Source organism: Eggerthella sp. BIOML-A4 (genome assembly GCF_009875575.1).
Lineage (GTDB): Bacteria > Actinomycetota > Coriobacteriia > Coriobacteriales > Eggerthellaceae > Eggerthella > Eggerthella lenta.
In genome coordinates, this window is record NZ_WWRX01000006.1 from 218319 (window position 1) to 224514 (window position 6196).

At 64.3% G+C, this 6196-nt stretch carries 5 protein-coding genes; all 5 read left to right on the top strand.

Annotated features, from left to right (window positions below; translation table 11 throughout):
- Window positions 1-156: 156 nt before the first annotated feature.
- Window positions 157-1083: an extracellular solute-binding protein gene (locus tag GT613_RS07645; RefSeq protein ID WP_009306379.1), complete on the top strand. Its 927-nt coding sequence runs from the start codon at window positions 157-159 to the stop codon at window positions 1081-1083.
- Between the two features lie 81 nt (window positions 1084-1164).
- Entirely contained in the window at window positions 1165-2622 is a 1458-nt protein-coding gene (gene modB, locus GT613_RS07650) for a molybdate ABC transporter permease subunit (RefSeq protein ID WP_009607849.1), read from the top strand.
- 91 nt (window positions 2623-2713) lie between these two features.
- On the top strand, window positions 2714-3826 hold the full coding sequence (locus tag GT613_RS07655; RefSeq protein WP_009607891.1) for a sulfate/molybdate ABC transporter ATP-binding protein: 1113 nt from the start codon (window positions 2714-2716) through the stop codon (window positions 3824-3826).
- Window positions 3827-3994: 168 nt separating this feature from the next.
- The gene (moaA, locus tag GT613_RS07660) at window positions 3995-4996 is read left to right on the top strand and encodes a GTP 3',8-cyclase MoaA (RefSeq protein ID WP_021409352.1); all 1002 of its coding nucleotides are present in this window, start codon (window positions 3995-3997) and stop codon (window positions 4994-4996) included.
- A 238-nt stretch (window positions 4997-5234) separates the two neighbouring features.
- On the top strand, window positions 5235-5738 hold the full coding sequence (moaC, locus tag GT613_RS07665) for a cyclic pyranopterin monophosphate synthase MoaC (RefSeq protein WP_009607850.1): 504 nt from the start codon (window positions 5235-5237) through the stop codon (window positions 5736-5738).
- Window positions 5739-6196 lie beyond the last annotated feature (458 nt).

A 6196-nucleotide genomic window follows, 5' to 3' on the forward strand; every position in this document is an offset into this window, starting at 1 on the left:
GGTTATTTCTATCCGAAAACATACTTGCCGAGATATATTCGAGTTTGACTATAATCGTTGAAAAGAATAGTATGGGTGCAGTTCGGATACGAGGGGGCTGTGCGTCTCGTCATGGGTTCGAACGTCGAAGATCGAGAGAACGAGGGAAGGTACTCAATGAAGAAGCACATTCGCATCATGCTCGCGTCCGTGTGCGCGTTTGCCATGGTAGGGGCGTTCGCCCTGATCGGCTGCTCGTCGAATACCGAGCAACAAGCCGGCGAGACGCAGAAGCCCGCCGAAGAGCAGGCCAAGTCGGAGAGCCACGAGGCCGTGGAGCTGCAGCTGTTCGCCGCGAACTCGCTGTCGAAGGCCATGGACGCCGTACAGGAGCTGTACACGCAGGATCATACCTGGGTGACGTTCAAGGACACGCAGTATCTGTCTTCGGGCGAGCTGAACGAGCAGCTTGCCGGCGGCGCGTACGCCGACGTGCTGATCTCCGCCTCCAAGGGCAAGATGGACGATGCCGTGGAGAAGGGCTATGTCGACGAGGCGACTCGCTTCGACATGTTCAAGAACGACCTCGTGATGGTTGCCGGCGAGGATTCCGAGCTTGCCGCCAAGTACGCTGATCAGAGCTTCACGCTGGACGACCTTGCCACCGGCGATTACACAGTGGCTGTGGGCGATGCCTCTGTGCCGGCCGGCAACTACACCAATCAGGCGCTTTCCACCGTCGGTTGCTTCATCGACGCCGACGGCAAGACCGGCAAGGACAGCGCCGGCACCGACGGCTCCTACGACGGCACGCCGCTGGAGGGCAAGGTGAACTTGCAGAGTTCCGTGGGCAACGTGTGCAAGCAGGCGCAGTCCGGAGCCGTGGACGTGGCGTTCGTGTACAGCTCCGACGTGTACCGCTTCGGCGGCGTGAAGGTTATCGGCGTCGTCCCGGACGACACGCACAAGAACATCATCTACCCGGCTGCCATCTGCAAGGACTCCACGCAGGCCGAGGCTGCAAACGAGTTCATCGAGTGGGCTACCACCAACGCCGATGCCAAGAAGCTTTGGCAGGAGTGGGGCTTCGAGCTGGTTTCCTAGACTAGGCGCACATACGGTATAGTGACAAGGAAAGGATGGGATCGTACACGCCCATCCTTTCCGTGCGACAAGGACGATCTTATGGACAACACTCTAATCGACCGCATCGTTGGCGTCTTCTCTCGCGCTGCGATGCCGATCGTCTCATGCGCTTTGGCAATGGCGATCGCTTTCATCCCCGGCACCGCCCTTGCTGGCGCCGATGAAGAAGGCGATCTCGACGCGCCGAATGCGGCAGCGGGTGGCACATCGGCGCAATCGGCGCAGGAGGACACGGCGATCGACGATGCCGTGAACATCGCCGCCGATGGGAAATCGGCTTCGGTCGAAGGCAGCCCCTTCGCGCTCGAGGATTTCTCGCGTTCCCAGGTGGGCAGCAACAGCGACGTGAACGGCGTCTATGCAGGTTACCGCTATTTCGTCTCGGACGAGTCGGGTAGTCTCGCGGTTGTCGCCACCGACGAGCTCACCGTGGTCCACGTGCCGTCCGAGACTGCGCAGGCCGTGGGATTCGACGCCGAATCGTCCGAGAGCCGAGGTTTCCTCAAGCAGTTGCTCGTGGCTCTCGACGCGCAGAATTCGAAGGGCGGCGCGACGCTGTCCGCCGAGGGAGAGTGGGCGTTCACCGGAGAGCCTGAGTTCGAGCGGGACGGCGTGGTCTACAAGTTCGACCAGGAGCTCAAGCCCGGCGAGTTCTACGTCTGCGTCGTCGGTGCAGACGGCTCCGACGTGACGCAAGCGTCGTATCCCTCCTATGTGCGGCTCACCCATGCCGACTTCGCCACGCTCGCGTCTGCCGACCAGGTGAGCGTGATCGGGGCCCCCGAGGGCTTCGAGGCGTTGGCGTCGTTCTTGAAGGGCATCGACTACAGTCCCTTGTGGGTGACGCTGAAGACGACGCTCACGGCTATCGTGTTCATCTTCGTCCTGGGGCTTTTGGCCGCGTACTTCAGCCTGCGCATCCCCGCGCGGGCGCAGGATATCGCCGATTCCATCTTCACCATCCCCATGGTACTGCCGCCCACGGTGTGCGGCTTTCTGCTGCTGCTGGCGTTCGGCAAGAACACCGCGGTGGGGCAGTGGTTCATCGACATCGGCTTCCCGCTGATATTCAGCTGGCAGGCCACCGTGCTGGCGGCCGTGGTGGTGGCGTTCCCGCTGATGTACCGCAGCGCGCGTGGCGCGTTCGAGAACCTCGATCCGAACATGCTGGACGCGGCCCGCACGTTGGGCTGGAGCAACGCGAAGATATTCTTCAAGCTGATGCTGCCGCTGTCGTGGTCGTCCATCGCGGCGGGCACCGTGCTGTCGTTCGCGCGCGCCCTCGGCGAGTTCGGTGCGACGCTGTTTCTGGCCGGCAACTACCTGGGAATCACGCGTACCATCCCCATCGCCATCTACTTCGAGTGGATGAACGGCAACACCGACGTGGCCATTTTCTGGACGGTTGTCATCATGGCGTTCAGCTTCGTGGTCATCCTGTTCATCAATCTGTGGAGCAGGCGCACCACGAGCTATCGCAGGGGGATGGAAGCGTAATGAGCCCTGTCATCCTGAGCGCAGCGCGCAGCGCGGAGTCGAAGGATCCCGCGCGGCGCAAGCCGAGTGTCTTTGGGAAGGAATTGCCGAAATGAGTCTCGAAGTCAACATACGCAAGTCGTTCTCGTCGTTCACGTTGGACGTGGCGTTCGAGGCAGGGGACGAGACGCTGGGGTTTTTGGGCGCATCGGGATGCGGGAAGAGCCTTACCATGCGATGCATCGCCGGCATCGAGACGCCTGACGAGGGACGCATCGTGGTGAACGATCGGGTGTTCTTCGATTCCGAGCGGAAGATCAACCTCACGCCGCAGCAGCGCAAGACGGCGCTGCTGTTCCAGAGCTACATGCTGTTCCCGAATCTGACGGTGGCCGAGAACGTGGCCGCGGGCATCGGGCGCGAGGCGTCGAAGGCCGACCGCGACGCGCTGGTGGCCGCAGAGCTCAAGCGTTTCGGGCTGGAAGGGTTCGACCGGCGCTATCCGGCTCAGCTGTCGGGCGGCCAGCAGCAGCGTGTGGCGCTGGCCCGCATGCTGGCGGCGCGTCCGGGCATCCTCATGCTGGACGAGCCGTTCTCGGCTCTCGACGCGCACTTGAAGAGCGTGCTGGAGCAGAACCTCGTCAGCCTGTTCGACGCGTTCCACGGCACGGTGCTGTACGTCAGCCACGACATCGACGAGGCGCTGCGCTTCTGCGACCGCATCGCGGTGGTGGAGGCGGGGCGTATCACCGAGACGGGCACGGGCGACGACCTGGTGAACCGTCCGCAGTCGCTGGCGGGCGTGAAGCTGTCGGGCTGCAAGAACGCCACGGCGGCTGTTCGCGCGGGCGAGCGTAGCGTGCGTTTGCCGAAGTGGGGCATCGAGGCCGCGACGAGCGCGGCGGTGCCCGAGGACGTGAAGGCGCTCGGCGTGCGCGCGTTCTTCCTGCAACGCGTCGACGGCCCCGGCGAGAACTGCTACCGCGTGCGCGTGGACCGCGTCAGCGACTCGCGCTTCGAGCGCACGGTGCTGCTGGGCTTTCTCGACCGCGACGAGAGCGAGGCTCCCACGGTGTCGCGCACGGACGACGAGATGAAGTATCTGCACCAGCACCTGTTCTGGCGCGTCGACAAGCTGGCCGTGCCCGTCGACGAGCTGCCGCACGAGGGCGAGGAGCTGTGGATCCGCATTCCTCCCGACAAGGTGTACCTGGTATCGCGCTAGAGACGCCCTCGCGCGCAGGTAACGGTGGCGAGGAGCGGCTCGGTGACCCACGCTCTAACGCGCTTCGCCCGTGTATTCAGCGCGCGCCGATCCTTTCGCGATATTGCGCCATGCGGTGATCCGAGGATGCCCTATACTGTATCCTCAGACGAGAAGGGAGTGCGTCCTGTGAAAGACAGCCATGGTCGTACCATCGACTATTTACGCATATCGCTCACCGACCGCTGCAATTTCCGCTGCATCTACTGCATGCCCGAGGAAGGCGTGCAATCGCTCGCGCACGAGGATATCCTGCGCATCGAGGAGATCGAGGAGGCGGTGCGCGTGGCGGCGGGCATGGGCATCCGCAGCATCCGCCTGACGGGCGGCGAGCCTCTCGTGCGCCTCGGCGTGGTGGATCTCGTGCGCGCTATCGCGCATACGCCCGGCATCGAGAACGTGTCGATGACCACGAACGGCGTGCTGTTGCCGAAGATGGCGGCCGACCTCAAGGAAGCGGGCTTGTCGCGCGTGAACATCTCGCTCGACACGCTCGATCCCGCGCAGTTCAGGCAGATCACGCGCCGCGGCGAGCTGCAGCAGACGCTCGACGGCATCGATGCGGCGCTTGCGGCCGGGTTCAACCCCGTGAAGATCAACGCGGTGGCCGTGCGCAGCCTCGACCAGGACTACCTCGCGTTCGCGAAGCTGTCCATCGATCGCCCGCTGCACGTGCGGTTCATCGAGTACATGCCCGTGGGCGAGAGCTCCGGCAGCCATGGCTGCGGCTGGGGCAAGGACGACGTCGTGCCCAGCGAGGAGCTGTTCGAGATCATCAACGAGCGCGCCCGCGCCGCAGGGATGGACGAGCTGGTGCCGGCCGGCAACGACCGCCCGCTCGGGTGGGGGCCCGCGCGCTACTTCGAGTTCCCGAACGCGCAGGGCACGGTGGGCTTCATCAGCCCGCTGTCGCGTCACTTCTGCAGCGAATGCAACCGCCTGCGGCTGACGGCCGACGGCAAGCTGCGCCCGTGCCTGTTCTCGGACGACGAGTACGACGTGCGCACTGCGTTGCGCGCCGGAGACGACCAGGCGGTGCGCGCCGTGTTCGCCGAGGCTTTGGGGGCGAAGCCCGACGAGCACCACGACAAAGTAGGCACCGAACGCGGCATGTCGCAAATCGGCGGCTAAGAGGTTCCGCTTGCCTACGGCAAGCGGAACCGGCCGACGCTGCGCCGAGGAGCAAGTCCCCGAAGGGGGGGCGAAGGGACGAGGCGTGCCGCCTTCGCGCGATCCCAAGGGCTCGCGTACCGAAGTACGCTTCGCCCTTGCGATCCCCCGAATTCGACGCACCTCGTCCCTTCTCGCTGGCTTACTACGCCAACCTGCGACCTTCCAACCTGCAAGATACCGAACCAAGGAGACACCCATGACCGAGCAACAGCTGACCCATATCGACGAGCAGGGCGACGTGCGCATGGTGGACGTGTCGCAGAAGGCCGACACCGAGCGCGTCGCCGTGGCCGAGGGCTTCATCGCCATGCATCCCGAAACGCTCGCGCTCATCGTGGAGGGCAAGGCGTCGAAGGGCGACGTGCTGGCGTGCGCCCGCGTGGCCGGCGTCATGGCCGCCAAGCAGACGAGCACGCTCATTCCCATGTGCCACCCGCTCAACATCACGAAGGCGAAGGTGGAGTGCGCGCCCGTGGCCGAAGGCGAGCGCCCCGACGGCCTCGTGGGCATCCATGTGACCACCACCTGCGGCGTCACCGGCAAGACCGGCATCGAGATGGAGGCACTCACCGCCGCCAGCGTGGCGTGCCTCACCGTCTACGACATGTGCAAGGCCGTCGACCGCGGCATGGAGATCATGGACGTGCGCCTGCTCAAGAAAGAAGGCGGCAAGTCCGGCCTCTGGGAACGCGCTTTCTGATTCTCTCTGGCGCCGCGTGCCCAGCATCGGCTGGGACGCGCGGCTTCCCTCTCTCGCCCGTGACGACGAAGGCCGGTACCCGTGGCAGAAACGGGGCGGTTTGGTAAACATGATTCATGTGAGCAAGTTTGCAGGTTTTCGCCGACCAGGCGTTTTCGGGTCGTTTTTACCTGAGAAGGGCGAACCATGGCTCCGACCGGACGGGATCGGAGCCTATGGGATTACCAAACCGCTTCGTTTCTGCCATGCGGGGCGGTTTTCTGCGTCACGGGCTCGTGTGTACTCCCTACCTCGTGGAATGCTGCGCGTTTGACGAGTCGACTCGCGGGGCCGGACGAAGCGCAAGCCGGACTCGCGCCGAATCGCAAAACGCGCTGCATATGATCGGTGCGGCGAGAGGCGCACGAGCCTGCGATGTCTGCGTGCCTGCGAGCCCGTGCGCTGTCGCCGCACCATGG